The following is a 25901-nucleotide window of genomic DNA, read 5'->3' as shown; positions in this document are numbered from 1 at the left end:
ATGTTGAAAAAAGTTGTTGTATTATTAACCTGTCTTTTTTCGTTCGCATTTGCAGAAAGCATTTCGGATGCAAATCTTGTGAAAAACTTAAAAGTCAATCGCAATTTAACTCCGCTTGCTAAAAGCTGCGTTGAGTGCCACGCAAAAGAGACTCCCGGCATCGTTGCTGATTGGAAAAATAGCCGTCACGCGCATGTCGGAGTAAGCTGTACGGATTGTCACTCGCATCCGGCCGATAGTCCTATGGTGGGTAAAAAAGTGCATCCAAAAGATAGCGATAATCACGTGTCGGTTTTGGTAAGCCCAAAAACCTGTGAGAAGTGTCATGCCAATGAAGTTAAGGAATTTAACGAGAGCGGTCACGCAAGAGGCGGTATTCAGGTGTATGCTAAAAAGGGCATGCTTGATCTGATGTATCACTTTGAAGGTAGAGGTCATCCTGATTTGCAAATTTCTCCTGATTCGACAGGCTGTATGCAGTGCCACGGCTCTATCATTAAGATGGACGGCGATAATCGCCCGACTAAAGAGACATGGCCAAACTACGGTATAGGAAACCTATATCCTGACGGTGGAATCGGCGGATGTAAATCATGCCACAGCGGGCATAAATTTGCTATAAGCGAGGCTAGAAAACCTGCAGCCTGTGCATCTTGCCACCTTGGACCTGATCATCCGGATATAGAAATTTACAACAACTCAATGCACGGACATATCTTTAACTCAGAAGGTCATACTTGGAATTTCGACAGCGCTCCTGATACTTGGGCGGTTCCTGATTATAGAGCGCCGACTTGCGCGACTTGCCATATGAGCGGAGTTGGCGAGTTGCAAACTACTCACAACGTTTCAAGACGCCTTAAATGGAATCTTTGGGCGCCTCATAGCGAGCTAAGAACAGGCGGTAACGACACGGCGGTAAGCGAGTATCAAAAAACGGGCAAACTAAATATAGGCACACCTTTGGCAGGTCACGTAGATGGCCCGGAAGCCGCTAGAAAAGAGATGAAGATGGTTTGTAAAGAGTGCCACGTATCATTGCATACTGATAACTTCTTTGAGATGGCCGATAAGCACGTAATGCTTTATAACGATTATCACAAAGATGCTAAAGCTATGCTTGATGATCTTAAAGCCAAAAAACTTCTTAAAGAAGATCCTTGGGCGGATGAATTCCAAAGAATTTACTACCACTTATGGCATCACGAGGGTCGCCGTATGAGACAGGGCGCTTTGATGAACGGACCTGATTATGCTCACTGGCATGGAGTTTTTGAAGTGAAAGACGATATCAGAAAACTTCAAGAGATCTATGATAAGAGACTAAAAAGCGGAACGATAGAGTAATTGTTTCAAATTAAACGGGCGGGAGCTTTCTCGCCCATTTTAAAATTTACTTTTCAAATAATCTTTTTAAATTTCACTATTTTTTAGCTCTCATGGCTTTATGAATTTCAAACAAAAGCTCATCGTTTTTATCCATCACGCAATCTTGAACAAAATACCACCAAAAATATCCGCCGATAAAATTTTCATTAAATTTCGGCATATTGTAGTATCTTTTAGCCATATTAACCTTGCTTGTTTTGTTTGCATCCTTGCTTACATTTCCGCATTCTCCTATGCCTAATTTTGAGTTTGGAAATTTTACTTGCAGCTCATCAAAAATATTTTTCCAATCAGGCAAAAAACCGCCATTATCATCTTCGTAGTAGCTTACAAAAACATAGTCTATATTTTGTTTTATATTGTTGCTGGCATATCTTTCTACCCAATCCAGCATCTTGATCTTTTGAAAATTTGGCGGCGTATAATAAAGCGTTAATGCGCTTAAAGCGTTTTTGCTCAGTATAAATTCATAAGCCGCGTTCATTTTATCAACTATCAAATTCAGATCATCTCCTAGCCAGCCTTCGCCGTTTATTTCGTTTGCAACCTCCCAAATTTTAACGTAAGGTGCTAAGTTGTTATAAGAATCCTCAAAGCGTTTTTTATAGCTTTTAATGTCTTTATATGATTTCATTTCATACGAATCAACGGGCGTTGCCATTATGTAAGCGACTTCATTTATCTTTTTAAACATTTGGACATAGTCTGAAGGATGAGTATCTTTTGACATGACTATCCTTACCACAGGTCTACTTGGCATGCTTTTTAGAGTATTTATGATGCCTGATAACTTGACTGCGTCATACCAGCTATCATCTATGGTAACTCCATATAAAAAAGTGTTTTTAAAATTTCGCTTTGAGTCGGTTTGTGTCTGTGTATTTATCTGCTCAAAGTTGCTTGCCTGAATAAAATTTAATGCCAAAAACAATAAAACCACATTTATAAAATAAAATTTTTTCAAAATTTGCGTCCTTTATATATTTATGTTTTTTATTATATCACTTGATTTGATTGTGTTTAATAAATTAGATTTTGCTAAATTTGACTGTTTTATTTGGTATTTCGTCGTTTTGTGATAGATATTTAATAATTTTGGATAAATTTATGCGATGTTTTATGTAATTTCTTCACTTATTATAATTTTTATGAATTTTGTTGCCTATAGAGGGCTGTTTGCTAAAACTGAGGGCCGAGGTCTGCACAAATTCTTGCTTGGCGTGTTTTTTGCGACTCTTGCTATGGGCGGTGTGTTGCTTGCTTTTTCGCTTAGGTTTAACTTTTTAAATGCGGAATTTAGACTTGCTTTTTCGCTTATGCTTGCACTTAGCTTTATACTATTTTCGTTTGTTCTCTTTTCAAATTTGATTATAGTCGCCTTTAGACCGGTTACGAAGCGTGTTTTTAGCGAAAGTAGGCGTAAATTTTTAAGATTTTATCTTGATGTTACGATATTAATTCTTGCATTTAGCTACTTTTTTAAAGGTATGTATAACGCTTCGCACGTCCCTGAAGTAAAACGCCAAAGTATCGTGCTTAAGGGGCTTAAAAGCCCTCTTAGGATAGCAATGATAACCGATATTCATTTGGGAGATTTCTTAGGAGTTCCTTTTGCCAAGGCTTTGGTTGAGCGTATAAATTTACTAAATGCCGATGCGGTCGTTATAGTAGGAGATATAGCTGATCTTCCTCCAAGCAAACTTGGCGAGTATATAGCTCCTTTTGCCGAGTTTAAATCTCGCTACGGGACATTTTATGCACCGGGAAATCATGAGTATTATAACGGTATTGAAGGAACGCTAAAAGAGATTAAAAAGATCGGTATTCAAATTTTAGGCAATGAAAGTGTGAGTATAGGCGGTATAAATTTAGCCGGAGTTTATGATCTCATCGGCTATAGATATAAATTTTATGAGCCCGATTTAGAAGCCGCTCTTAAAAATACAGATAAGAATTCGCCGACCGTTTTGCTTGTACATCAGCCTAAATTTATCAAATATATGCATAAAGATGTGGATTTGGTTTTGTGCGGACACACTCACGGAGGACAAATTTTCCCATTTTCGCTTCTTGTAAAGCTTGATCAGAAGTATTTAGCGGGACTTTATCAAGTAAATGATAAAATGCAAGTGTATGTAAGCAGGGGCGCTGGATTTTGGGGGCCTCCCGTAAGAGTGCTTGCGCCTAGTGAAATTTCTTTGTTGGAGCTTAAAGGAGAGTAGATGAGAAAGAAGATTTCTCAAATTTTCGGCAAAATTGCAGGAACCGCATTTCCTAAATTTATGCAAGATTTTATAAATTCAAACTACGTCAAATATTTTAAAATCGACATGAGCGAATTTAAAAGACCTCAAGATTATGACAGTCTAACCGCGCTTTTTACAAGAGAGCTTTTGATAATGAGAAAATTTGATGAAGCCAAAGAGGTTCTTATCAGTCCAAGCGACGGACTTTGCCTTGAGTGTGGAAAAAGCAACGCGCAAAAGGCTTTAAGCATAAAAGGACGCGAGTATGATATCGCCGAACTTTTAGGCTCGACTCTTGAAGATAAATTCAAATCAAGCGAATTTGATTATATCAATATCTACCTCTCTCCGCGCGACTACCATCGCTATCACTCGCCAAGCGATATGCAAATTTTAAGCGCTCTTTATATCCCTGGAGATCTTTATAGCGTAAGCATAAAGGCTCTTAAAGAGGTTGAAAATTTGTATGTCAAAAACGAGCGTGTGGTTCTAAAGTGCAAAATAGGCGAGGGTAAGATACTTTGGCTGGTATTTGTGGGCGCTTTAAATGTTGGCAAGATGAAATTTATTTTTGACGAGCGAATCCAGACAAACGCTACGGCTTCTTTCATACAAAGCTACGAGTATGAAAATTTACGGGTTAATAAGGGCGACTTGCTCGGCTACTTCGAGCTTGGATCAACTATTGTGATGATAGCCGAAGATGGTGCGTTAGAGCATAATCTTTTTGAAGGCAAGACACTGAAATTCGGCGAATCTATAGGGTTAATCAAATAAGGAGATCGCGATGGGAACGCAACTTGTGGAAAATTCGGAGCTCAAAGAGACGCTTGAGCTTAAAGAGCATATAGAAAACAACACCGTTGTTGAAATTTGGGAGAATTCGCAGGATTTCGAGCGACTTGCAAGCACTACCGTAAAAACTATGCGATACGTAAACGAAGAGCAGGTTAGGGAGTTTGCGCAGGGGCTAAATCAAATGAACGAAAAGATACTTAGCTTAACCTTTGAAGGGGTTAAAAAGCACTATGAAAAACAATCAGAAGGCATCAATAAAAAGCACAAGATAAATCTTGCCTGTGCCTTTGCTATCGGAGCCCTAGTAGGCGGGATTTTAGTTAAACTATTTTTTGGATAGTTAGCTTAAAAATTTATTTTGAGCCAAATTTATCGGACGATTTGGCTCAATAGTTAAATTTTAATTTTTCTTGTGGCATGTTTTACTATCCACTGCGTGTTTTGATTTGGTGATTTGCTCCAATCAAGCAGTAGCTCTTTAGCGGCATTGAAATTTACCTTTAGGTAGTCAGCGATATTGTTTGCCACCGATCTTTTCACGAATTTTATCTCGTCCTCTTTTAGAATTTCTAAAATTGCAAATACTGGCGAAGGATTGTCTATGAAATTTTCAAGCTTGCTCGCCCAAGGAAGCTTTGGACGCAAGCCCTCAGATGCAAGTCTGCGAAGGTGAAAATTTTCCGATTTAGCCCACTCTTTCATGACTTCTAGAGTCTCCTTGGGATATTTTCTTATAAAAACTCTTATCGCGTATTCACCCGTATTTCGCTTGGTTATCTCAGAAATCGCCTCTATAGAGGTTTTAAAGTCGTTAATGCCATAAATTTCAACAAATTTGCCCATAGGCAACACCCAGTAATACTGCTTAAACATGCCTGTTTCGTTTGGATTTTCTTCGCCTAAAACGCTTGTTAAAATTTCTATTTGGTTTTTGTAGTCCAAATTTAGCGCCGAGTTAAGTTCTCTTGCGTGAAGCTCTATCCTGTCTGAATATGCTAGGTCATGAACCTTGCTTGCTATATTTTTTATATATTTTTGCTTGTCAAATTTTGGATAAACGGCTTTGATCTTGCCTGATAAAAGCTCTGCTAAATTCACGCCAAAATGTTGCGCTAAACTATAATCACTCATTAAATTCCTTTTTAAGATTAGACTAAAACCCAAATCCGTCAAAGCATATAAACGACGGATTTGATTTGGATTATTTACAAGTTATATTTGGAAAATCAGTTTTAATCGCGCTTAGTTTTTGATCTATAAAATTTGTAATAACTCTTTCGTTCGTATCACTACTAAATTTAACCGCATAATGCGTAGCTACAAGTCCGCAATCAAGCTTTTTGGTTTGGATTAAATTTATCTCATAGTTATCAAAATTCTTATCTCCTTTTACGGGATAGTAGATCGTATATCCTTGATATTCTTTATCAGAGATATCTTTAAACTCAAATTTTGTCTTGCCAAACTGCCCACTTTTTAGAGTGTTTTCAAAAATCTTTTTATATGCTTTGATTTCAGCTTTGCTATCTAAGCTTACGCTAATTAGTTTGCTCCAGCCGAAGTTTTGTTCGTTTTCAAGATAAAATTCCGCTGTTCTTAAATTTTGCCCTTTAAGCGTAAAATTTGATCCGTATAATTCAATATTTTTAGGCAAATTTATCAGTTCAAGATCGCTCATAGGAGGCTGAATAGTATATGACGTAGATTCTTTACAGCCTGTAAAAAATAGCGCAATAACAGCGCAACTTAGAGCAAAGATACTTTTTGTTTTCATAAAATTTCCTTTTTGTGTTTGTAAAATTTAAATTAGCAAAGGCCAATTATATCAGATAAATTGCGAAGTTGAGTCTATGCTAAAGCACTACGAGCAGGATTTGTTAAAATTCAAATGAAGATACAATACTAAGGACAGGAAAATGATATTGAAGCAAACAAAATAATCGTTTTTAAAAGTTTAATTTATGATTAAATTTGATTATCCAAGTAAAACAATGCAGCAAAAATCATAAAAGCTAGCCAAGGCGTATTTAAATAGCCTCGACCAGCTTTATTAAAATTTACCACTTTTGTCGTTAGACATTAAACCTAAAGTGCATTACATCGCCGTCTTGCACGATATACTCTTTGCCTTCAAGACGCATTTTGCCGGCTTCTTTTGCACCTGTTTCGCCGTTGCAAGCTATGTAGTCATCGTAGCTGATTACCTCTGCTCTGATAAAGCCTCGCTCAAAGTCGTTATGGATCACACTTGCGGCTTTTGGAGCTTTCCAGCCTTTTGTGATAGTCCATGCTCGCACCTCGACAACGCCTGCAGTAAAATAGCTTATCAAATTTAGTTTAGCAAAAGCGGTGCGAATGATCTTTTCAAGACCGCTTTCGTTTGCGCCAAGCGAGCTTAAGAACTCATGCGCTTCTTCATCGCTTAGCCCCACAAGCTCCTCTTCTATCTTGGCACATAGTTTTATTACTTCGTGCCCTGAACGAGCGGCAAATTCACGAAGTTTGTTTACATACTCATTATCTTCGCTTATGCCTTCCTCGTCGACATTTGCGCCATATATTACTTCTTTTGCGCTAAGTAGTCTTAGCTCTTTATTTAGGGATATAAACGCCTCTTCTTCTCTTTCTTCAAAGCTACTTGCGCTCTTGCCCTCATTTAGATGGGCTAAAAGCTTGGTTGCTATTTCAAGCGCTTCTTTTGCGCCTTTTTGATTGGCTTTTGCATCTTTATTCAGGCGTTCGATTTTTTTGTTTAGCTGCTCGATATCGGCTAGGATTAGCTCGGTTTCTATGATTTCTACATCTCGTACCGGATCTACGCCGCCTTCTACGTGAGTGATATTTTCATCCTCAAAGCAGCGCACGATATGAAGTATGACCTCGGTTTCGCGGATGTTTGAAAGAAATTTATTTCCAAGTCCTTCTCCCGAGCTTGCACCTTTAACAAGTCCCGCGATATCGACAAAATCTATAGTAGAATACTGAATTTTATTTGGATTTACGATTTTAGCTAGCTCGTTTAATCTCTTATCAGGCACTGGCACGACGGCCTTGTTTGGCTCGATCGTACAAAACGGGTAGTTTGCGCTCTCTGCGTTTTGCGCCTTTGTAAGAGCGTTAAAAGTAGTTGATTTGCCGACGTTCGGAAGTCCTACGATACCTACTCCAAGACCCATTACAGCTCCTTTGCAAGTGCGTTAAGATAATATAGATTCATTCTTACGCCCGCACCCGTTGCGCCTGATTGGTTGTATCCCCACGCTTTTTCGGTATATGCAGGACCTGCGATATCTTGATGAATCCATTTATCTTTAAACTCTTCTTTTATGAATTTATCAAGGAATATGCCGGCCGTGATGGCTCCGCCGTATCTGCTTGAAGCGGTGTTGCTAACGTCTGCTATCTGGCTTTTTACAAGCTCTTTTAAAAAGCGGTTAAATTCTAAAACAGAAGCAAATTCACCGCTTTTTGCGCTTTTTGCCTTAAGCTCGCTCTTTAGCTCCTCGTTATTTCCCATAAGCCCTATGGTGTATTCGCCAAGACCCACTACGCAAGCACCCGTAAGTGTCGCCATATCGATTAAGATATCAGGTTTTAGCTCTTGCGCCCAGCTTAGGCAGTCAGCAAGCACCAAACGACCTTCTGCGTCAGTGTTTCTTACTTCTATGCTTACTCCTGAGCGTGAGATCAGTACATCATCAGGTTTGTAGGCGTTTCCTCCTATCATGTTTTCAGTCGCTCCGCAAACAGCGTGAATTTCAAAAGGCAGCTCAAGTTCGCTTGCTCCCTTAATGATACCAAGCGCCGCCGCCGCTCCGCCTTTATCGGCTTTCATTGTAAGCATATAATCAGCAGGCTTTAAGCTAAGTCCACCGCTATCGTATGTTAAGCCTTTGCCTACAAATACGATCTTCTTTTTAGGAGATTTTGGCTTATAGACAAGATGTATGAGGCGAGGAGGATGCACGCTTGCGCGATTTACGGCTAAAAATGCGTTCATATTCTCTTTTTTTAGGAATTTTTCGTCGTAAATTTTGCATGTTACGTTTTTTAAATTTTTAGCTAGAATTTGCGCATCTTCAGCCATTTTTACCGGAGTGTAAATTTCAGGAATTTCATTTACGATATCTTTGGTGAAATTTGCCGCATTTGCCATTATCTGACCGTGCTTGATACCAAGTTGGGCTTTTGATATATCAACTTCTTTGCCGTTAAATTCCTCCGAGCTAAAGATGATCTCATCTAGTGTGTAAGCTTCTTTTTTCTCTTTATATTTGTTAAATTCGTAAGCTCCAAGCACAAAGCCTTCAACCAAGCTTTGAAAGCTCATTTTGGTGCATTCGCCAAGGTAGCTTGCAAGCTTGAGTTTTTTGACGTTTAGCCCTTTGATGGCGTTATAAGCTTTTGCCGCAGCTAGTCTAAATTCCTCAAATTCAAGTTTGGCTAGCGGCAGATAAAGTCTTGCATTTTCTATGAGAAGTAGCGGGCTATCGCCTTTGTAGTTGCTAAATTTAAAGCTTTTGTCGTCTTTTATAAATTTATGCTTTAAATTTTTATCCACGACAAAAATCAGCTCCAAGTCAGCCTTTATCTTGTCGATAGGTTTATTGATTATGTTGAATTTCATTTTTTTCTTACCTTTCTTTCTTTTAAAATTTTATCCTCAATCCTCTTAAATCCGTAAAGCAGAGTGCCCAAAAATCCAAGCACGATAGGGATTGCTATATACCAGTGCTCTTTGGCGTGCTTTAGCATGATTAAAATTTCCTCGCCCAGATACCAAGCTGGTATTATCGTGATAGCCGCCCAGCACCACGCGCTTATCAAATTTATAAATGCGTATTTTTTTGCGCTGTATCTTGTTATGCCTATGCTCATCGGAATGATAACGCGAAAACCGTACATATAGCGTTGTATGAAGATGATAGGCCAGCCGTATCTTTTAAGTAAGATGTGCGCTATAGCGAATTTTCGCCGCTGCTTTGCCAGCTTTTTGGCTATGTATCTTTTGTTGTATCTGCCTAGATAAAAATATACTTGATCGCCTGCAAAACCGCCAAGCCCCGCGATAAATATCGCTAGAGGCAGATCCATGTGTCCCGAGTGTGCCAGAATTCCGCCCATTATAAGAGCCATCTCACCTTCCATCATGCACCATAAAAACAGCACGATGTAGCCGTATTTGGCAAGAAGTTCGATTAGGAATTCTTCCATTTCAAACCTCTAAAATGCTATAAATTTTAGTAAGCGGTTTTAAAATTTCACTTCCTTTAAGCTCTTTTAAATCTATCAAAAAGCAAGCCTCAACGCATTTGGCATCAGTTTGATTGATAAGCTCAACTGAGGCTTTTGCCGTTCCTCCCGTTGCTATAAGATCATCTATTAAAAGAACTCTTGCACCCTTTTTGTTGCCAAAGGCGTCTATGTGAATTTCTATCTCATCGACTCCGTATTCAAGAGAGTATTTTTGAGAAATAGTTATGTATGGAAGTTTTTTAGGCTTTCTTATCGGCACGAAAGGCACTCTTAGCCTAGCTGCAAGCGCAGCGCCGAAGATAAATCCGCGAGATTCGATTCCTGCGATAAAATCTATATCAAGCTCTTTGTATCTCTCAACCAAGTGATCCATAAGCAGATCAAAAGCCTCTTTGTTGTTTAAAAGTGTCGTTATATCGCGAAATACGATACCCGGCTTTGGGAAGTCATTAACACAACGGATAGAGTCTAATAAAAATTTTCTTTGCTGTGGAGTTAGTTCTTTCATATCGTTCCTTGAATTTATAATAATGCTTCGATTTTGCCCTCAAGCTCACGGATGCGTTGCCTGAGTTTTTCGTTTTCCAGTCTGTATTGAGAATTTCTTGTGCGAAGAGCGTTTGCGTCGTTTTTTACTTTGTTTAGCTCATCGGTTAGGATGTCGATATTTCCAAGGCTTCTTTGAAGCTGCACCTGAAGCTTTCTTATAACTACTTCGGTGTCTTGCAAATTTCCTTTCATGAAGTCTTTTGTGGAGCGCTCTTTTTTAAGTAGTGTTTTAAAGTAAAATACCATAACGGCAAGGTAGATGCAAATGCAGATTAAAAATGTTAAGACTAGCCAATCAGAGATCATTTTTTGCCTCGCAACAGCTTAGTTTATCAACTCTTCTTGCGTGTCTTCCGCCTGCAAATTCGGTCGAGAAAAAGGTCTTAACCATCTGCTTTGCGTCCTCTGAATTTGTCGTTCTTGCACCAAAGCAAAGCACGTTTGCGTTATTGTGTTCGCGCGCCATAGTGGCGGTGTAGGTATCGTGACATAGTGCGCAACGGAGATTTTTATGCCTGTTTGCCGCGATTGATATACCTATGCCCGTTCCGCATATAAGTATGCCGTATTCTTCTGCTTGGCGGATATTTTTTGCCATCAAATTTGCAAAGTCCGGATAATCGACACTTGTAACGGCGTCGTTTGTGCCAAGGTCGATTGCGTCAAAATTTAGCGTTTTTAAAAACGCTTTTATCTCCTCTTTAAGCTCAAAACCTGCATGATCGCTTGCTATAAAAATTTTATCGATATTCATAAATTTTCCGTGATTTAAAAATGTCTGATTATAGCAAATATAGGATTAAAGAAAGATTTTGCTGCCGAATTTAGAGCAAATTTAGGAGAAAATTAAGCCCTAAAGCATATATCTAAACAGGGCGAATACATATCTTATAGGATAAAATACTTGTTGGCTGATAGGCGAGATCACAATGATAACAAGCACGATCATGCCGTATTTTTGTGCGCTTGATAGTAAATTTGCCACGCTTTGTAAATTTAACATCCTAAATAGATACTCAAGCGCTTTTGAGCCGTCAAGCGGAGGGATAGGGTAGAGATTAAACATCCCTAAGATCAAATTTACGGCCATCAGCATAAAGAAAAACTGTATCAAAATAGACGGCACAAAGCCGCTTTTGATAGCAAAAAAGGCTAAAATCGCAAGGATGAAGTTATATATGATCCCTGCTAAAGAGACCAAAATAGCAGCCTTGTATCCGCCGTTTCTTATGACGGTGTAGGTATTTACGGGCACCGGCTTTGCCCAGCCGATCACAAATCCCGTGCTTAGATACAAAAGTGCAGGCACTATGATGGTGCCAAGCGGATCTACGTGTCTTATCGGATTTATACTAAGTCTGTTTTGATTTTTGGCTGTTTCATCGCCGAATTTATACGCTACAAATCCGTGAGCTATCTCATGCCCCACGATAGCGATGGTTAGAGCTACGACTAGAGTTGCTATCTCTACTATGTCGATATTTTCAAGCGCGCTCACTATTAAATTCCTTTAAATTTTGCGAGAATGAAATTTTACTCGATCCTGTCGCCGTCATCATGCTTCTCATCTCTTGCGGTTTTAGCAAATTCAGGCTCGTTTTGTATAGTGTCTATCAGCCTTCCTATACGGTTCCATCTGATCTTATAATCATCATCAAGCGAGAAGTAGATGAACCACGGCTTGCCGACTATGTCTTTATACGCAACACTTCCCCAAAAGCGACTGTCGTTTGAGTGGTCGCGGTTATCGCCTACCATGAAATACTCCTCATCGGGTACTTTGAAATAAAACGCATTAAATGGAAGCTCGTTTATCTTTGGCAAATTGTCTATTATCACAGGTTGCATGGCAAATTTTCCTGCGTTTAAGTAGTATAAGGCTTGCTCGAAGAGATTTATCTTTTCGTCGTATTGAATTCCCGGAAAATCATAAGGCTCTTTTACGAAATTTTTGCCTGCAAAATTTACGATTTTTTCGCTTGGGTAGTTTGCCTTGATAAACTCATCTCCTTCGTGCGGACGAAGAAACATCTGCTTTTCGCTAAATACAACCTCATCGCCGCCGAGTGCGAAATTTCTTTTTACGTAGTGGATTTTTTCGTTGTGAGGATATCTAAAGACTACGATATCGCCGCGCTTTGGACCTTCTCCGTTTATAAGGTGTCCGTTGCCTCTAAAATCAGGCAGCACCTTAACCTCAAGCCAAGGAATGCGAGGTGTCGGCACTCCGTAGCTAAATTTCTTGACAAATAGATGATCGCCTATCAAAAGCGTGTGTTTCATAGAGCCTGAAGGGATAACAAAGGCTTGCGCAACGAAAAATATTATAAGCAGGACGATTACTACGGTGCCTGTCCAGCTGTTTGAGAAATCTAAAAATTTATTAAATGCTTTTTTCAAAATTTATGCCTTTTTTACTCTGTTTTTGGCTGATTTTATGGTGTTTGAAAGCAGCATGGCAATCGTCATCGGACCCACTCCGCCAGGAACCGGCGTGATGTAAGAGCATTTTGAAGCTACTTTATCAAAATCCACATCACCTACAAGTCTTCCGTCATCAAGTCGGTTTATGCCCACATCTATCACGATAGCACCATCTTTTACCATATCTTCGGTTACAAAAAACGGCTTTCCTATCGCAGCTACGAGGATGTCTGCGCTTTTGCAAATTTCTTTTAAATTTTTGGTTTTACTATGAGTTACGGTAACCGTTGCGCTTGCGTTTAGAAGCAAATTTGCCATAGGTTTGCCTACGATATTGCTTCTTCCGATTACGCAGGCGTTTTTGCCGCTTACTTCTATGTCGTACTCTTTTAAAATTTCCATTATGCCAAGCGGCGTACAAGGCACAAATCCGTCAAGTCCGCTTGAAAGCTTACCGACGTTTATCGCGTGAAAGCCGTCTACGTCTTTGTTTGGACTTATGCTTTCTAAAATTTTATCCGTGTTGATGTGTTTTGGAAGCGGAAGCTGGACTAAAATCCCGTCTATGCTATCGTCTAAATTTAAAAGATCTATTAGTGCCAAAAGCTCGCTTTGGGTTGTTTGTTCGGGTAGCCTGTGCATGATGGATTTGATCTCGCAAGCATGGCAGGCTTTTTCTTTTGAGGCGACGTATGTTTGGCTTGCCTTGTCCTCTCCGACTAGTATCACCGCAAGAGCAGGCTCAACGCCTAAATTTTTAAGCTTCACGGCTTCGTTTTTAACTCTTTCTTTCATCTTTGCGCTTACGGCTTTTCCGTCTAGCAAAATCATAACCAATCCTTTATGCTGTTTTAATCACAAAGATTGTATCATAGCTAATTTTATATTAAATTTTACAAAAAACGAAAAGGGCGTATGAGAAAATTTATTCTGCCGATCTTGCTTTTTAACTGCGTTTTTGCAAGCGATTTTATAACCAAAAACGAATACGCCAAGATGCTTTACTCAAACCCGCGCGGCATAGGATGCGATAAGTGCCACGGCAAAAAAGGCGAAGGTGCGCTCATAGCTAAATTTAAGCACTTTGACAAAAAGAAAAATGAAATGGTTGATGCAGAACTAAAAGCTCCTCGTATCAACAATCTTGATTTTTGGAAATTTAGCGAAGCTTTAAAGCGCCCAAAAGACGTTATGCCAAGCTATTTTTTAACAGATGAAGAGACGCTTTTGTTATACGAATATGTAAAAAATTTCAATGATGATAAGGACAAAAAAGATGACAAATAAAGAGGCTTTCAAAGAGGCAAAGAGCTATATTCCAGGTGGCGTAAATTCGCCTGTTCGAGCATTCGGTAGCGTTGGCGGCGAGCCATTTATGGTAAGTTACGGCAAGGGCGCTTATCTTGTGGATGTAGAGGGAAATCGCTATCTTGACTTTATTCAAAGCTGGGGACCGCTTATATTTGGACACTGTGATAAGGATATAGAAAATGCGGTTATAGAAACGGCTAAAAGAGGACTTAGCTTTGGCGCGCCTTGTGAGCTTGAGACGAAACTTGCTAAGCTTATTTGCGATGAGTTTGAAAATGTAGAAAAAATTCGTTTCGTAAGCTCAGGCACGGAAGCTACGATGAGCGCAATAAGAGTTGCAAGAGGATACAGTAAAAAAGATGGTCTCATCAAATTTGAAGGTTGCTATCACGGTCATAGCGATGCGCTTTTGGTTAAGGCGGGAAGCGGCGCTACCACTTATGGAAACGCTTCAAGCTCGGGAGTTCCTGAGGATGTGGTGAAAAATACTTATTTGGCTAAATATAACGACCTCGCAAGCGTTGAAGCGATATTTAAAAGCGGTGTGCAAATAGGAGCGGTGATAATCGAGCCGATAGCCGGAAATATGGGTCTTGTGCCTGCTTGCAATGAGTTTTTAAAAGGGCTTAGGGCGCTTTGTGATGAGTATAAGGCGGTGCTTATCTTTGATGAGGTGATGAGCGGCTTTAGAGCAAGCAAGCACGGATCGTTTGAGTTTAATAAAATAAAAGCCGATATGGTAACTTTCGGTAAAGTTATAGGCGGGGGAATGAGTGCGGCTGCATTTGGCGGGAAGGCCGAGATAATGGACTGCTTAAGCCCTGAGGGCGCCGTTTATCAAGCGGGCACGCTAAGCGGAAATCCTGTTGCTATGGCTGCAGGAATAGCTTCAATTAGCAAAATTTACAAAGACGAAAAGCTCTATGATAGACTTGGATTGCTTGCTAAGATGCTTGTTGAGGGCTTTAAAGAGGCTGCCGATAAAAACGGCATAGATCTGCAAATTTGCACTCGCGGCTCTATGTTTGGCTTTTTCTTTACAAAAGACGAGGTTAAAAACTATGATGATGCGCTAAAGAGTGATACTAAAATTTATGCCAAATTTCACAGAGCTATGCTAAATCGCGGCGTTTATCTTGCTCCTAGTCAGTTTGAGACGGGATTTATTTGCTCGGTGATGAGCGAAGATGAGATCAAATTTGCCGTAGATATGGCTAATGAGGCATTTAAAGAGATAAAAAATGGCTAAACTGAAAATAGGCGAGGTCGTAAAGGGAGCCGAGCAGTTAAGCCTTGGAATTTCCATAGTCGTAGCGCTTGCAATAGGCGCAGGACTTGGATTTTGGGTAATGAAAGAAACAGGCTGGACTTGGGCGCTTTTTGCGGGATTTGCCCTTGGTATCGCAGCTGCCGTTTTAAATGTAAAAAAAGCCTATGATAAGCAGATGAAGAGCTTTGAAGAGCTAAAAGATGAGAGTAAATTTAAGCCCGCAAAGAGCGATAAAGACGATGAGGAAGATGAGTAGTGCTCATTGATAAAAGGCTTTTTGTCGTTTATGGCGGATTTGAAATTTTGCTTTTGATAAGCTCGTTTTTTATGGGTAAAAGCTGGTTTTTTAGTTCGCAAGTTGCATTTTTTGGCTCGATTTTAATACTGCTGGCAAGTTTTAGAAGCTATAAAAATCGCGTCCTTTCAAAAGTGGAAGAGGCTACGCTTACTTTGCAAGACGATGATGAAGATGAAATTTGGGGCGAGAGTTCGCAAGATGACTTAAAAGCTAAATTTGAAGCTAAGGTGAAAGAATTTATGGCAAATCAAAGCAACGAGGTTGATGAAGGTTCAAATTTGGGTTCTCACAATCCTTCTAAAGCAGATAAAAAAGAGGAAAATTTAGAAAATTTAAGCGCAAAAGAGCTTTTAAAAAGAGAAAAGCGACTTGCTAAAAAAAATATAAAATTTGAGAATTTGCAAACCGCATTTGTGCCGTTTAGACTCATGGCTTATGCGTTTTTGGTGGTCGGATTTTTGGCGTTAAACAGAAACGAAGTTTTTGATATGACGGCATTTTTGCTTGCTCTTGCGGTTATGCCCGTGGGAGCTTTGGTGTATGGAGTGATTGTTCGTGGCGATTAGCAGTAAAAGGACGATAAAGACGATGGGACCGCTGTTTGTCGGCATTTCGTTTTTGTTTATCGGAAACGGTCTTGTGATAAGTTCGGCGGGTATAGAGCTTAAAAGAATGGGTGCAGGCGAGCTTGCGACAGGTCTTGTAATAGCCGCGTTTTTCATAGGAGCCATGCTTAGCACCATAATGTCGCACAAGATCGTTTCAAAAGTAGGCCATATCAGAAGTTTTGCGATATTTTCATCGCTTTTTGGCATTGCCGCGATGTTTCATGAGCTAAGCTCAAATTTATACTTTTGGTCGCTACTGCGCGGCTGTCTTGGATTTTGTTATTACTCTATCTTGATGATAGTTGAAAGCTGGCTTAACGAAAGAGCGAGAAACGAAGTTCGCTCGCGCGTGATAGCCTTTTACGAGATCGTGTTTTACGTCTGCTTCGGACTTGGTATTTTGGTGCTTAGTCTTGATCTCAGCTCTTCGGAGATTTTTTTAATAAGTGCGGCTTTTATCCTGATATCAAGCATACCTCTGAATTTAGTTCGCATAAAAGAGCCTCCGATACCTGAGCGTAAAAACATAAGCATACCTAAAATTTTCGCTCTCGTGCCGCTTGCCTTGATCACGAGCATAGTAGCGGGAGTGCTTGTAAATGGGTTTTTTTCTATGGCTAGCGTTTATATCTTGCTTCAAGGATTTAGTCCTAAAGAGGTGTCGTTTTTTATGACGATTGCGATGGCGGGAGGATTTATCGCGCACGGTATCATAGGGGGAATTTCAGATAAATTCGGTAGAAGACCCGTTATTATCGGATGCTCTCTTGTCTCTCTTGTGGCTGCGATTATTTTTGTGAAATTTGATTTGAGTATAAATTTACAATACGTATTGTCGTTTTTCTTGGGCTCGGGCGTGTTTTGCCTATACGCTCTTGCGCTTGCCAGAGCAAACGATATGCTCGTGCATAAATCAAAATCGATCGAAGTAGGGCGCGCGATACTTTTTAGCTACTCTATCGGCTCGCTGTTTTCGCCTGTTATTATGGGTGTGGTTATGAGTTTTTACGGAGCTAGCGGGTTTATGTGGGTTTATGTCGTGCTTTTAACACTTTTGATACTATTTGCTCTTACTCAAAAAACGGTTCCTGAAAAATATCGCAAAAGCTTTGAGCATAGTCCCGGCACTATGGCAAACAGCTAAAATAAAATCGAATTTCGGCGATTTATCGGTATGGAAATAACTAAAAATTTAATCACAAAAGGCTCAGGGGTAGAAAACAGACCCCTTAATGAAAATAGTGACACAAAGGGTGTCGGCTCGCTTTTTAAAAATCAGCCAAGCCCTTCAAATCAAACTCAAAGCGAAGTAATTGCTGAAAAAGGCTTGCAAGATCTTGATAGACTTGTAAATCGCTTGTTAAACGAGCTAAAATCAAATCCTAGCGAAGCAAAACTCGCAGAGATCACAAATCAGGCTAAGAGCCTGCAAGTGTCACCGAATTTGGCTAAAGATCTTAAAAATCTTATAGCTCTAGCCGAGCAAAATCCGGAGCTAAAAGAGCTTGCGCAGAAGCTAAAAGCGTTTTTAAAGCCTATTGGTGAGCTTAAAGGCTCTTTGCTTAACGAGCAGATAAAAAGCTCAGGCGTCATGCTTGAAGCAAATTTAAAAGATCTCCTTGTAAATAAAAATACGCTTCCAAGCTCTATAAATAAGCTATTAGGAGATATAAAAAATCTTTCTAATCCAAAGCTTTTAAATGAAATTTTAACTCTTGCAAAGGACGATACTTTAAGCACAAATGCAAGTTTTAATAAACTTTCTGAAATTTTAAACAGTGCTAAAGCGCAAAACAAAGAAATTCTTAATTCTTCAAATATAAAACATCTGCTAACACAAAGCTCTAAGCTTGAAAATATGGCTAAATTTTTAGATAAGCAGGCGAATTTAATGAATCAAAAAGGACTTGCTTTAAGCGAAGAGAGTGTAAAAACCAAGCTTTTAAAAATCTCTGAAATTTTAATAAATTTAAAAGAAAAACTCCCAAATATAGCGGGTGAAAAGTTAGCTCAAAGCAAAATTTATAGCTCAAATTTAAAAGAGTTTTTAAGCGCCGTAAACGAGCTTGAAAAGTCCGTTGAAAGCACTCTAAAGCAGTCAAATTTGATAAATTCCTTCGGAGAGCAAATTTTAAATCGTTCAAACGCAAGCGAAAATTTAAGCCTTCAAGATATGCTAAAAACCGTTGCTAAAAGGCTAAATCAAGCTCTAATGCTGGCTGATAAGGCGGGATTTGACGCCAAGAGCGGACTTGATGAAATTTCAAACCTCTTTAAGCAACAAAATTTAGCCCAAAAAGATATCGAGTTAATAAAGCCAAAGATTACGGAAGACGCTATAAAAACGCTTCAAAACGATGTAAAAAGCACACTTTTAAATATCCAAAACAAAAGCGAACCAAACTCTCAAATCAATCAACTAAGCTCAAAACTGCTTGCACAAATCGAGATAAATCAACTCGTCTCAAGCGTAGCCGGCGGACTTCAAACTTATCTTCCTTATGTCTGGGACGGAGTTGATGGAGGAAACATATCCTTTAAGCGCGGTAAAAAGCAAAAGCATTACGCACAAATCGATCTAAATTTTCAAAAATTCGGCGCCATAAATATAATGGTAGGATTAAGCGAAAACAAATATCTTGATATATCAATAGCTACGCAAAAAGATGAGTTTAAAGAGCTGATTTTAAGCGGCACGAAAGAGCTTAAAAAGGCTATAAGCGATCAGGGTTTGATAGTATCAAATTTTAGTCTAAAAACGTTGCCAAAGCTTTTGGCAAATTTCGCTTATACTGGATTTGACGGGCTTGATATGGGCTTTGATAAGAAAATTTAGGAGCTTGTTTGGCTAAGATAAAAACAAAAAAAGCTGTCGCTCTTGGTTATAATAAAGCCAAAGATAACGCTCCAAAAGTGCTTGCAAGCGGCTCCGGGGAAGTGGCTAAAAACATCATAAATTTAGCCAAAGAGCATGATATACCTATTAAAGAGGACGCTGATCTTGTCGAGCTTTTAAGCAAAGTTGATATAAATGAGGAGATTCCACCGAATTTGTATAAGGCGGTGGCTGAAATTTTTAGCTTTTTATATAAAATGACAAATAAAAAATAAATTAAATTTAAATATATTGCGTTTTTAAGATATAATGCGCAAAATTAAAAATAAGTTGGCGGAAAGTGAAACAGAAGTTAGTATTGATAGGGGCGTCTACGGGGGGTCCCGGACACCTTAAAAAGCTTTTTCAAAATTTAGATATCGGCAGCGCGAGTGTAGTTATAGCACAGCACATGAGCCTTATGTTTATACCGAGTTTTATAACTCAGTTTGATAAAGAGTGCAGTGCCGATGTGCTAAAGCTTGAAGGCAAAACGCAGCTAAAAAATAAAATTTATATATGCGAAAAGAACTCTGAAATTTTGCCTACCCAGCCGCTTAGTGCAGCCGTTTGTGCAAAAGGCAAGGAGACTACTTATAATCCGAATGTAAATTTGCTCTTTGAATCCGCCGTGCAGGCTTGTAAATTTTGCGATGTGATGGCTATACTCTTAACGGGTATCGGAGATGACGGTGCAAAAGGACTAAATGAGCTATATAAAGCCGGCGCAACTTGCATAGCCGAAAGCGAAGCAAGCGCGATAGTGTATGGTATGCCAAAACGGGCTAAAGAGATAAATTCAAATTTAAGATCGCTTTCTATCAGCGAGATAAGAGCGGAGCTAGAGAGGTTTGTGAGTGTTTTTTGATAAATTTAAGAAAGTTTCGCCTTCGGATAATTTGCAAGAGTCTAAAGCAACCCCTCTGCCTAGCGATATGAAAGGACTTGATAAGTTTATCCAAAACATTAAAAGCATCTGCGGTGTTGATCTGGAGAGTAAAAAAGAGACTATAAAACAACGCGTGGCAAATTTCGCTCAAGCTCACTCGATCGAGACTTTTGAGCTTTTAAGCACGAGGATTATAGTCGATCGTGTTTTAAGGCAAGAAGTGCTAAATCTAATCACTATCAACGAAACTTATTTTTATCGAGAGTTAGCTCAGCTTCAAGCCGCGATTTATTATGCCAAAGAGCGTGGATTTACGCGCATACTTTGCGCACCCTGTTCGACGGGCGAGGAGGTCTATTCGCTTGGAATTTTGGCTAATTCGAATTTGCTAAATTTGTCTGAAATTTCGATAGTCGGCATAGATATAAACTCCGAAGCGATTGACAAATGCCGTGAGGCTACTTACTCTGAACGCTCGCTTCATAGACTAAACGATAATCAAAAAAATATATATTTTGATAAGGTTGATGATAGATTTAAGATTAAAAAAGAGCTTTTGCCAAGAAGCGAATTTAGCGTGGTAAATATCTTTGACGATTCGCTCTTTAAGCTCGGTAAATTTGACGTGATATTTTCAAGAAATATGATGATATATTTTGATGAGGATTATAAGCTAAAAACTATCGAGAGATTTCATAAGATCTTAAATGATGACGGTAGGCTTTATACCGGGCATGCGGATTTAGTGCCTTATACTTCGCTTTATAAAAAAATCATAATCAGCGGAGCTTCGTATTACGTCAAGGCTTAATCCAATATCTCTTTATATCGCTTATAAACCGCGCTCCAGTAGATAGCGCCTAGGAAAAACATACATCCCATGATGATAGTGATGCCCCATAGCGTAAGACCTAGCTTAAATAGCAATCCTATGCCGGCTGAAGTTAGCGCTCCTATGCCAAGATAAACCATATCGTTATAGGCGATAATTCGTCCGTAGTATCTATCGTCGCATTTTTGCTGAAGTAGGGTAAAGGTATAGCTCCAAAGGCTTGAGGTAAAAAACCCTGCCGCCATCGTCCCTAAAAAGCCAAGATAGAAGTTAAACTGCAAAATTCCCCATATGCAAACGCCTATGCCGTGACCGATGTAGATATAAAATAAGGTCTTTGTATTTACAAATTTGCTAAGAAGTATCGGACCTATTAAAAGCGCAATAGATCTAGCCGCGTTTATAAATCCTATGACAAGCGAAGCTGAAAGTAGCTCTTTGTATTGATAATCGGCTAAAAGCGCCACAAGAGCATCGTATGAAGTAACTCCTACGATGCCGTGTAAGATAATTAGATGCATCACAAGAGGATTTTGCTTTATGTAGCCAAGCCCCTCTTTAAGCATATGCAAAGCCTTCTCGCCTTTGTTTTTCGCCATATTTTTTATATCTAGCTTTAAAAGCAAAAATAGAGAAAATACGTATAGAGCGCAATCAAGCAAAAATGCGCTTTTGATCCCGAAAAAGTGTATATAAATTCCCGCAAGTCCCATGCCCGAGGTGTAGGAGATAGAAAATATCAGAGCGTGAATTTCGTTAGCTAGCTTTAAATCCTCTTTGGTTAAAATTTTAGGAAACATACTCATCTCGACCTGAAAATATGTCCCGCCTGCCGCCGATCGGACAAAAATAATAATAAAAAGTAACCAAAGCATATCAAGAGAGTTGATAAAAATCAGGATAAAAACAGTTACCGCTTCAATCACGATAAGAGATACAAGCATAGGCTTTGGGTTAAATTTATCTACGATAACGCCGCTAAAAGGAGCTAGCACGACCCCGGGTAAAAACGCCGTAGCTGCGGCTAGAGTGATCGCCCAAACAGGCGCGTCAAGCTTTATAAGAAGCGTAAAAACTCCCGTATGAGAAAACCAAACTCCAAAATAACAAATGAGTTGAATAAGAGAGAGTCTTGCAAAAATTCGCTCTCTCTTTAAAAGCGATATAAATTTATTCAAACTTATTTATCCCACAGCACTATGATCTTAGAAACGGGACTGTCAATGCTTAAAGTATCTATACTGTGTTGTTTTTTGCCTATCAAATTTGAGCCGTCAAATTCAAATTTCACGCCAAGTATTTTGACCTCCATAAATATCTTATCCTCTTTTGAGGATATTTTTGTTACTTCAAGCTGCTTAAAGATATCTTTTAGTGTAGAGGCCGTGGATAGTCCTTGCGGAGTCTTGTAAATCGGCGATATGACGTGAATTTCAAGTATCTTGTCGTCTGCTGCGGTTATGATGTAAAACAGAGGCTCGAATTTAGAATCAAGCACATAGTATTCAAATGTTTCGTTGCCTTTTTTATCGGGATACCCCACACCTTTTTTGATGCGATCTTTTGGATACTCTTTTAAGATATCTTCAAGTTTGGCGTCTTTGCTAAATTTTGTAAATGAGTATTTGGCGATTATGTTTTTGGATTTTTTGTTTTCTTTATATATCCCGTGAAAGGTGCCGTTTTTGCATAAATTTACTTTTTTACCGCTGGTCGTAACGCTTAAAATCCCATCTTCTATCAGAAGAGAAAATGTAGCTTTGACTCCATCTTTTTCATAATAAAATTTTCCGTCTTTGAAATTTACCGCTTCGTCAAATTTGCATTTTTGCCTGCCTTCATCGGTTAGGCTATCTGAATACACAACGACTCTTGTTTCGTCTTTATAATGTGTAAAAACTATACTTTGAGAGTTTGCCGATATGTCTCTTTTGATGAAAATTTTATTATAGTAATCTTCTTGGCTAAGCTCTTTTTTGACCTCTTCTTGTTTTATTTCGGGCTTTGGTTTTGGCTTAGGCTTTGGTTTTGGCTTAGGCTTTGGTTTGATTACCTCTTGGGTTGTATTTATGTCAGGCGTTACGATTGGCTCAGGAGTGCTTTTGGGAGTACACCCTATGAAGATGACAGCTACTAAAATCGACAGTAAAGCATTTATGTAAATTCTCATCAAAAAGCCTCCTTAAAGTTATTATTTTAAACGATTATACAACTTTTTATTATTAAAAGATATTAAACCAAGTCTTTAAAGAGGCATTTATAAGCTTTAAAATCGTAAATAAATCTTGTTTTAAAACCTACTTTAGAGGTTTATAGATCAAATTTTGTCCGAAAACCTCTTTTATGAAGCTATCTTTGTTTTCAAGCTTGGTTAAATTTCTTCCGTCAAATTTATAAACCGTCTTTTCTTTGTATTGATTTACGAGAGTTACTTCGGTGCCTTTTATAGTGTATGTTCCGTTTTCAATGGTTCTTTGAGAGCTTTTTTTATGGATGACAGTTTCAAGCATAAAATTTCCGTTTTTAAAAAGCTCTAGCGTGCTAACGGCCACTTTGCAGTCGGCGCATAAGATACTAGCCTCATACACTCCCGCTACGTCGGCGCTAACGCTACAGGCCGGCAGAGTTTCTTTGGTATCACAATCTTGTTTGCTTAAATTTTGCGAGGCGCAACCGCTAAATAAAATCAAGGCCGCACCCAAAAATATAAAATTTTTCATTTTTTGCCTTTATAGCTTGATTAAAGTTAGCAATTATATAACAAATTTGTTTATAAGTTTGCATTGCCGCCCTTTAAATGTATATGTGTTATAATTTGATAAATTTCAAAAAGGAGCTAAGATGTATAGCGAATTTATGGTGTTTGGGCTCGTGGTAGCTGTTTTAGCGTTTTTGTTTTTAAAAGCAGGTATCAAAATCGTCTCTCAATCTGATATTATGATTATCGAGAGGCTTGGTAAATTTCATAAAATTTTAGATGGCGGATTTCACCTTATAATACCTTTTATAGATCAAATTCGCGCGGTTATAACGGTAAGAGAACAGCTTGTGGATATACTTAAGCAGCAAGTTATCACTAAAGACAACGTCAATATCTCTGTTGACGGAATCGTATTTTTAAAAGTAACCGACGGAAAAATGGCGCTTTATAACGTAGATAGCTATAAAAAAGCTATCGCAAATTTGGCTATGACGACCCTGCGCGGCGAGATAGGCGCTATGAATCTTGATGATACGTTAAGCTCTCGCGACAGATTAAATTCGGCTCTTCAAGTAGCTCTTGGCGATGCTGCCAGTAACTGGGGCGTAAAGATTATGCGCGTTGAAATTTCTGAAATTTCGGTTCCTGCGGGCATTGAAGCGGCTATGAATATGCAGATGAAAGCCGAGCGTGAAAAGCGAGCCATCGAGCTTAAGGCTCAAGCTGAAAAAGAGGCTTTAATACGCAACGCAGAGGCTTTAAAACAAGAAAAAGTGCTTCAAGCTGAAGCTATCGAAAGAATGGCGGATGCTAAAAAATACGAGCAAATCGCCATAGCTCAAGGTCAAAAAGACGCGATGGATATGATAAACGAGAGTATGGCTCAGAATAAAAATGCGGCCGAATTTTTGCTTGCCAGAGATAGAGTCGCGGCATTTAACGAGCTGGCTAAAAACAGCACCAATGATAAAATTTTAGTCCCTTATGAGGCTACCGAGCTTATAGGTTCGCTAAGCGTTCTAAAGGATTTTATATCAAATAAAGCAAAATAAGGAGCAGAAATGATACCTCCGTATCTTGTTTTGGCTTTTGGTATGCTTTTGGTGGTTGCAGAGTTGCTTGTGGGATCGTTTTTTCTTCTATTTTTTGGGCTTGGATTTTTAGCTGTCGGAATTTTAGGATTTTTTATAGATTTTTCATGGCATGTTCAAATTTTACTAGCTTCGCTTGTCTCCGTTGCGCTCTTAGTCCTGCTTAAAAAGCCTATGAAAGAGAGATTTTATAGTTCAAAAGATGAGGTAAAAGATGACTTTTTAAACGAGAGCGGAGAGGGTGAGATAAAAGAAGGAATGGTCTATTTTAAAGGTACTCTTTGGAGCTATGACGGTGATTTAAAAGATGGACAGAAAGTCCAAGTAGTCGGCACAAAAGGAAATAAAGTCATACTAAAAAACGACTAAAGCGAAATTTGAGTGCTTTTAGCGCACTCAAATTTTATATTAATGGTGGTGATGACCGTGATGATGTCCATTGCCGCCATGATGAGCACAGCCTTGCTCGCAAGAGTGACCACAGGATTTGCCGTCTTTATGATGCATTTGATGATGTGGACATCCATCTTGCATCTGGTTTGCCGTAGGTTTTGGCTTGTCTTGTGCACATCCTGCCAAAAGCAGTGCCATTGTAGCTATGATAGCTAGTTTTTTCATGATTAACTCCTTTGAAATTTTGGTATTGGGCAGTTATTTTATCATATTAAAGATTATTTTAAATATGTAAATTAATATTATTTGTTTTAGATATTAGTATTTTTGTCAAATAAAACAAGATGAAAAATGAATTGATAGGGAGATTTTCTATTGTACCCAAGTACAATAGAAAATTTTACGCAGTCTAATGTATAATATGAAAAATTTTAAAAAAAGGAATGTGCTATGGCAACTATTACTGGCGTAGTAAAGCAAATTTCAGGAACAGTTTTAGCGGTAGACGCTAACGGAAATGAGAGAACTCTTAAGCTTGGAGATGAAGTTTATTTAGGAGAAACCATAAAGACCCAAGGAGAATTAAGTAGTATTGTTATAGCTCTTAACAATGGTAAAGAAGTAACGGTTTTGGGTAATGATGAACTAGCGTTAAATCAAGGTTTTATAGATTCAGGATCGCAAGATAATGTAATTGCGGATATAAATTCTTTGCAGCAGGGTATTTTAAGAGGTCAAAATTTAGAAGGTTTGGAAGCGACTGCAGCCGGAGGCGGTAGTGGCGCTATAAATTCTGAAGGAACTTTCAGCCAGACATCTTTTACAAGAAGCGGTAATATATCTAATGTTCTTGCTGATTATGGTGATTTGGGTTCAGTAGTATCAAACAATAGAGAATTTACAACATCTTTAGGCGCTAATACACCTTCATCAGACGCTACTGTTCCACCGACTCCGACTCCACCACCTGC

32 protein-coding genes are annotated in these 25901 nt (G+C 38.9%); 16 read left to right on the top strand and 16 right to left on the bottom strand.

The genetic code is table 11. From position 1 onward, the window contains the following. Complete coding sequence (locus CDOM15925_RS07060; protein WP_169942508.1) at positions 1-1347, top strand: multiheme c-type cytochrome; 1347 nt, start codon at positions 1-3, stop codon at positions 1345-1347. A 76-nt stretch (positions 1348-1423) separates the two neighbouring features. Here the strand turns inward: CDOM15925_RS07060 and CDOM15925_RS07055 are convergent, their stop codons facing one another. Further along, a complete protein-coding gene (locus CDOM15925_RS07055; protein ID WP_169942506.1) occupies positions 1424-2353 on the bottom strand; it encodes a hypothetical protein in 930 nt (309 codons plus the stop codon). Between the two features lie 184 nt (positions 2354-2537). Between CDOM15925_RS07055 and CDOM15925_RS07050 the strand changes: the two genes are divergently transcribed. Genes CDOM15925_RS07050 through CDOM15925_RS07040 form a run of 3 tightly spaced genes read left to right on the top strand, consistent with a single transcriptional unit; the run spans position 2538 to position 4773 of the window. Next, positions 2538-3611, top strand: a complete 1074-nt coding sequence (locus CDOM15925_RS07050; RefSeq protein WP_169942504.1) for a metallophosphoesterase — start codon at positions 2538-2540, stop codon at positions 3609-3611. Next, a complete protein-coding gene (locus tag CDOM15925_RS07045) occupies positions 3612-4412 on the top strand; it encodes a phosphatidylserine decarboxylase (RefSeq protein ID WP_169942502.1) in 801 nt (266 codons plus the stop codon). A gap of 10 nt (positions 4413-4422) precedes the next feature. Continuing rightward, complete coding sequence (locus CDOM15925_RS07040) at positions 4423-4773, top strand: hypothetical protein (RefSeq protein ID WP_169942500.1); 351 nt, start codon at positions 4423-4425, stop codon at positions 4771-4773. 53 nt (positions 4774-4826) lie between these two features. Here CDOM15925_RS07040 and CDOM15925_RS07035 read toward each other — a convergent pair whose 3' ends face one another. From CDOM15925_RS07035 to folD, 11 genes are all read right to left on the bottom strand, one after another. Continuing rightward, entirely contained in the window at positions 4827-5564 is a 738-nt protein-coding gene (locus CDOM15925_RS07035) for a DNA alkylation repair protein (RefSeq protein WP_169942498.1), read from the bottom strand. 70 nt (positions 5565-5634) lie between these two features. Further along, positions 5635-6207 (bottom strand): HI_0983 family protein, encoded by a 573-nt coding sequence (locus CDOM15925_RS07030; RefSeq protein WP_169942495.1) that lies wholly within the window; start codon positions 6205-6207, stop codon positions 5635-5637. A gap of 298 nt (positions 6208-6505) precedes the next feature. Then, positions 6506-7609, bottom strand: coding sequence for a redox-regulated ATPase YchF (gene ychF / locus CDOM15925_RS07025; RefSeq protein ID WP_169942493.1), 1104 nt, complete (start codon positions 7607-7609; stop codon positions 6506-6508). Then, positions 7609-9060: a leucyl aminopeptidase gene (locus tag CDOM15925_RS07020; RefSeq protein ID WP_169942491.1), complete on the bottom strand. Its 1452-nt coding sequence runs from the start codon at positions 9058-9060 to the stop codon at positions 7609-7611. The genes ychF and CDOM15925_RS07020 overlap by 1 nt, the downstream gene beginning before the upstream one ends. Beyond that, on the bottom strand, positions 9057-9647 hold the full coding sequence (locus CDOM15925_RS07015) for a DedA family protein (RefSeq protein ID WP_169942489.1): 591 nt from the start codon (positions 9645-9647) through the stop codon (positions 9057-9059). The genes CDOM15925_RS07020 and CDOM15925_RS07015 overlap by 4 nt, the downstream gene beginning before the upstream one ends. A 1-nt stretch (position 9648) precedes the next feature. After that, on the bottom strand, positions 9649-10197 hold the full coding sequence (locus CDOM15925_RS07010; RefSeq protein WP_169942487.1) for an adenine phosphoribosyltransferase: 549 nt from the start codon (positions 10195-10197) through the stop codon (positions 9649-9651). 14 nt (positions 10198-10211) lie between these two features. Continuing rightward, positions 10212-10544, bottom strand: a complete 333-nt coding sequence (locus CDOM15925_RS07005) for a hypothetical protein (RefSeq protein WP_169942486.1) — start codon at positions 10542-10544, stop codon at positions 10212-10214. Next, complete coding sequence (gene rpiB / locus CDOM15925_RS07000; protein ID WP_169942484.1) at positions 10534-10992, bottom strand: ribose 5-phosphate isomerase B; 459 nt, start codon at positions 10990-10992, stop codon at positions 10534-10536. Before rpiB ends, CDOM15925_RS07005 begins: the two co-directional genes overlap by 11 nt. A 99-nt stretch (positions 10993-11091) precedes the next feature. Next, positions 11092-11736, bottom strand: coding sequence for a site-2 protease family protein (locus CDOM15925_RS06995; protein ID WP_169942482.1), 645 nt, complete (start codon positions 11734-11736; stop codon positions 11092-11094). Positions 11737-11771: 35 nt separating this feature from the next. After that, a complete protein-coding gene (gene lepB, locus CDOM15925_RS06990; RefSeq protein ID WP_169942480.1) occupies positions 11772-12638 on the bottom strand; it encodes a signal peptidase I in 867 nt (288 codons plus the stop codon). A gap of 3 nt (positions 12639-12641) precedes the next feature. After that, positions 12642-13493 carry a bifunctional methylenetetrahydrofolate dehydrogenase/methenyltetrahydrofolate cyclohydrolase FolD gene (gene folD, locus CDOM15925_RS06985; protein ID WP_169942478.1) on the bottom strand — a complete coding sequence of 284 codons (852 nt, stop codon included), beginning with the start codon at positions 13491-13493 and terminating at the stop codon, positions 12642-12644. Positions 13494-13577: 84 nt separating this feature from the next. On the opposite strand from folD, the gene CDOM15925_RS06980 reads away from it, so the two are divergent. From CDOM15925_RS06980 to CDOM15925_RS06940, 9 genes are all read left to right on the top strand, one after another. Beyond that, positions 13578-13949 (top strand): c-type cytochrome, encoded by a 372-nt coding sequence (locus CDOM15925_RS06980; protein ID WP_169942476.1) that lies wholly within the window; start codon positions 13578-13580, stop codon positions 13947-13949. Further along, positions 13939-15222 (top strand): glutamate-1-semialdehyde 2,1-aminomutase, encoded by a 1284-nt coding sequence (gene hemL / locus CDOM15925_RS06975; RefSeq protein ID WP_169942474.1) that lies wholly within the window; start codon positions 13939-13941, stop codon positions 15220-15222. Before CDOM15925_RS06980 ends, hemL begins: the two co-directional genes overlap by 11 nt. Then, entirely contained in the window at positions 15215-15499 is a 285-nt protein-coding gene (locus tag CDOM15925_RS06970; protein WP_169942472.1) for an AtpZ/AtpI family protein, read from the top strand. Before hemL ends, CDOM15925_RS06970 begins: the two co-directional genes overlap by 8 nt. Beyond that, positions 15499-16107: a potassium transporter TrkA gene (locus CDOM15925_RS06965; RefSeq protein WP_349644340.1), complete on the top strand. Its 609-nt coding sequence runs from the start codon at positions 15499-15501 to the stop codon at positions 16105-16107. Before CDOM15925_RS06970 ends, CDOM15925_RS06965 begins: the two co-directional genes overlap by 1 nt. Next, complete coding sequence (locus CDOM15925_RS06960; RefSeq protein ID WP_502707283.1) at positions 16103-17293, top strand: MFS transporter; 1191 nt, start codon at positions 16103-16105, stop codon at positions 17291-17293. Before CDOM15925_RS06965 ends, CDOM15925_RS06960 begins: the two co-directional genes overlap by 5 nt. 30 nt (positions 17294-17323) lie before the next feature. Continuing rightward, a complete protein-coding gene (locus CDOM15925_RS06955) occupies positions 17324-18985 on the top strand; it encodes a flagellar hook-length control protein FliK (RefSeq protein ID WP_169942470.1) in 1662 nt (553 codons plus the stop codon). Positions 18986-18993: 8 nt separating this feature from the next. Then, the gene (locus CDOM15925_RS06950) at positions 18994-19260 is read left to right on the top strand and encodes a FlhB-like flagellar biosynthesis protein (RefSeq protein ID WP_169942468.1); all 267 of its coding nucleotides are present in this window, start codon (positions 18994-18996) and stop codon (positions 19258-19260) included. Positions 19261-19325: 65 nt separating this feature from the next. Continuing rightward, a complete protein-coding gene (locus CDOM15925_RS06945) occupies positions 19326-19892 on the top strand; it encodes a CheB methylesterase domain-containing protein (RefSeq protein WP_169942466.1) in 567 nt (188 codons plus the stop codon). A gap of 67 nt (positions 19893-19959) precedes the next feature. Further along, positions 19960-20724, top strand: coding sequence for a CheR family methyltransferase (locus CDOM15925_RS06940; protein ID WP_169942604.1), 765 nt, complete (start codon positions 19960-19962; stop codon positions 20722-20724). Here the strand turns inward: CDOM15925_RS06940 and CDOM15925_RS06935 are convergent. From CDOM15925_RS06935 to CDOM15925_RS06925, 3 genes are all read right to left on the bottom strand, one after another. Continuing rightward, positions 20721-21923, bottom strand: coding sequence for an MFS transporter (locus tag CDOM15925_RS06935; protein WP_169942464.1), 1203 nt, complete (start codon positions 21921-21923; stop codon positions 20721-20723). The two genes, CDOM15925_RS06940 and CDOM15925_RS06935, sit on opposite strands and share 4 nt — an antisense overlap. Before the next feature lie 2 nt (positions 21924-21925). After that, a complete protein-coding gene (locus CDOM15925_RS10170) occupies positions 21926-22915 on the bottom strand; it encodes a TonB N-terminal domain-containing protein (protein ID WP_283956680.1) in 990 nt (329 codons plus the stop codon). Positions 22916-23042: 127 nt separating this feature from the next. After that, the gene (locus tag CDOM15925_RS06925; protein ID WP_169942462.1) at positions 23043-23465 is read right to left on the bottom strand and encodes a copper resistance protein NlpE N-terminal domain-containing protein; all 423 of its coding nucleotides are present in this window, start codon (positions 23463-23465) and stop codon (positions 23043-23045) included. Between the two features lie 121 nt (positions 23466-23586). On the opposite strand from CDOM15925_RS06925, the gene CDOM15925_RS06920 reads away from it, so the two are divergent. Together CDOM15925_RS06920 and CDOM15925_RS06915 are read left to right on the top strand one after the other, a co-directional pair. Continuing rightward, positions 23587-24498: an SPFH domain-containing protein gene (locus tag CDOM15925_RS06920; protein WP_502707281.1), complete on the top strand. Its 912-nt coding sequence runs from the start codon at positions 23587-23589 to the stop codon at positions 24496-24498. Positions 24499-24507: 9 nt separating this feature from the next. Further along, on the top strand, positions 24508-24906 hold the full coding sequence (locus tag CDOM15925_RS06915; protein ID WP_169942460.1) for an NfeD family protein: 399 nt from the start codon (positions 24508-24510) through the stop codon (positions 24904-24906). On the opposite strand, the gene CDOM15925_RS06910 is transcribed toward CDOM15925_RS06915, so the two are convergent. Next, entirely contained in the window at positions 24903-25064 is a 162-nt protein-coding gene (locus CDOM15925_RS06910; RefSeq protein WP_169942458.1) for a hypothetical protein, read from the bottom strand. The genes CDOM15925_RS06915 and CDOM15925_RS06910 overlap by 4 nt on opposite strands. 316 nt (positions 25065-25380) lie before the next feature. Between CDOM15925_RS06910 and CDOM15925_RS06905 the strand changes: the two genes are divergently transcribed. Continuing rightward, positions 25381-25901: retention module-containing protein (locus CDOM15925_RS06905; protein WP_169942456.1), on the top strand; the 521-nt coding region annotated here is incomplete at its 3' end.

The sequence above is a fragment of the Campylobacter sp. RM15925 genome, assembly GCF_012978775.1.
Lineage (GTDB): Bacteria > Campylobacterota > Campylobacteria > Campylobacterales > Campylobacteraceae > Campylobacter_A > Campylobacter_A canis.
The sequence above is the reverse complement of the archived record's forward strand: the minus strand, read 5'-3'. Positions and strand labels throughout refer to the sequence as shown.